Source organism: Halomonas sp. NPDC076908 (genome assembly GCF_050269715.1).
Classification (GTDB): Bacteria; Pseudomonadota; Gammaproteobacteria; order Pseudomonadales; family Halomonadaceae; genus Vreelandella.
This window is the reverse complement of record NZ_JBNNIW010000105.1, coordinates 1-1,821: the sequence shown is the minus strand read 5'-3', so window position 1 is coordinate 1,821 and position 1,821 is coordinate 1. Positions and strand designations below refer to the sequence as shown.

Sequence of the window (1,821 nt, the reverse complement as noted above, 5' to 3'; positions counted from 1 at the left end):
TTCTCATGGGGGTAACCTCGTGTGGGCAAATGTGAGGTTACTGTAGGGCGAATGTCAGCCGGGCGGCAGGACGTCTTAGAATGAACGCTTACTTTAAAGCTGCTGCGATGCACGCCAAACACGTCACACAGTTTTTTTACCGGGTAGCTCGTCTTGAGTTTCTCGATTAGCGAGAAGTGTTCAGGGAGTCCGACATCAAGAGAGCGGTAGCCTTTTTTAGGATGTCTTTTTCCATCTCAATGTCACGGATGCGCTTTTCAAGCTCGCGAATCCTGAGCTGATCGGGTGTCATGGGCGTTGCTTTAGGGCTTTGGCCATCACGCTCTTGGCGTAACTGACGAACCCATTTATCCATGCTCGAATACCCCACATTCATGGCTTCAGCCGCTTCTCTAACTGTATAGTTTTGATCAACGACTAGCTGTGCTGCTTCGAGCCGGAATTCAGGGCTAAAGTTACGTTTTGGTCTTGTTGCCATGCTGCCACCTAGTGATGTCTTGGTGCATATTAGCACCTCTAATTAGGTGGCCAAATTCACTATGCCACTACAGAGACAGCCTGTTTATCCTCTTTCGTCACCTGCTTTCCTTTAAGAGCGTCAAATTCACTGGCTTTCTCCTTCCACTCCTTATATAACTCATGTTCAGTAAGCGGAGTAAGCTTAGCTAGTAAAACATTTTCTGCTTTTCCCTGCTCAAAGTCACAGGCAGGTGTCAGAACCATCCATAGCGAGTCATCCTCACTTCTGCGATAGATATCTGCCGGATTACAACTTCCGCGCTCAGGCGGGAACAAATACATTTCAAGTGGCGAAATCAGATTAACATCACCTTCTAGCAATTCCTTAATGCATTTTTGAGAAAGATTTTTAGCTAAATTTCTAGCAGCCAACAGAGCAATATCTGATGTCACATTTTCAACATCCACCTGCTTCATAGCCTCTTCAAGACTATCCCAAATATAAGCTCGGCTCTGTTCCTCAATATACTGTGCTAGATGTGGTAGACCCGTAGTTAAAATTGAAGTAACAGCAGCGCGTATTTCCTCTAGAGGAGCACCTTTATCAACTACCTTAACTACATGGCTCTTTAAGTGATCTACTTTAGTTGGAAAGCCAGTATAAAAAACTACCGGAACGAACCGGGACTGCTTAAGCTCCTTCAGCAGTTGTTCTCCCCTCTGATCCTCCTCATCAGGGTTCTTTGAAGGATCAGGATCACTGGTTTTTTCGTGAACATCTAAAAAAATCAAATCAAATCTTCTTTCCTTAATATGAACCATACCTGCATCAAACGAGCTCGCAAAGGTAAATTCAAATTTATTCCCATCCATCCTGCTCGATAAAATCCTTTTAATATTTTCTTGGTGATCACTTTCATCATCTACACAAAGCACTTTCCAATCAGAAACAATCATTTTTTACACTCTTTTTTTCAATACAATTCTGAAAGCAGCGCCACCTGTTTTCCCAGTATCTAACAACTCTACTGTTCCGTTGTAATAGTCATGTACAATTTCCCCCACCAAACACAAGCCCAGGCCATGACCTTCTGGTTTCCTCGAAAAATAAGGCTCAAATATTTGATCTTTATATTTACTTTCGATTCCGGGGCCGGTATCAGAAAAAATAATTTCCAATGAACCATTCGGCTTACGTTCAACCAATACCCGAATATTGCGTTCTCTCTCATCCACCGATTTTAGCCAATACAGACTATTAGTAATAACCTGAATCCGTGAAGCCGGCGCCGACACTTTCCCTATCACCGCCAGCGAGCACTTTTTGATCATTCGCCCCGTGCAAGTTGGCTTTCGCAAGCC

The 1,821-nt window shown here is 43.7% G+C and carries 2 protein-coding genes and 1 pseudogene; all 3 read right to left on the bottom strand.

Annotated elements, in window-relative coordinates; all coding sequences use genetic code 11:
• A pseudogene (locus tag ACQKE4_RS20635) lies at positions 1–478 on the bottom strand (transposase); the annotation flags it as partial.
• A gap of 59 nt (positions 479–537) precedes the next feature.
• Positions 538–1,416, bottom strand: a complete 879-nt coding sequence (locus tag ACQKE4_RS20630; protein ID WP_427390098.1) for a hypothetical protein — start codon at positions 1,414–1,416, stop codon at positions 538–540.
• Positions 1,417–1,419: 3 nt separating this feature from the next.
• A partial coding sequence (locus tag ACQKE4_RS20625; RefSeq protein WP_427390097.1) for an ATP-binding protein occupies positions 1,420–1,821 on the bottom strand: 402 nt, incomplete at its 5' end.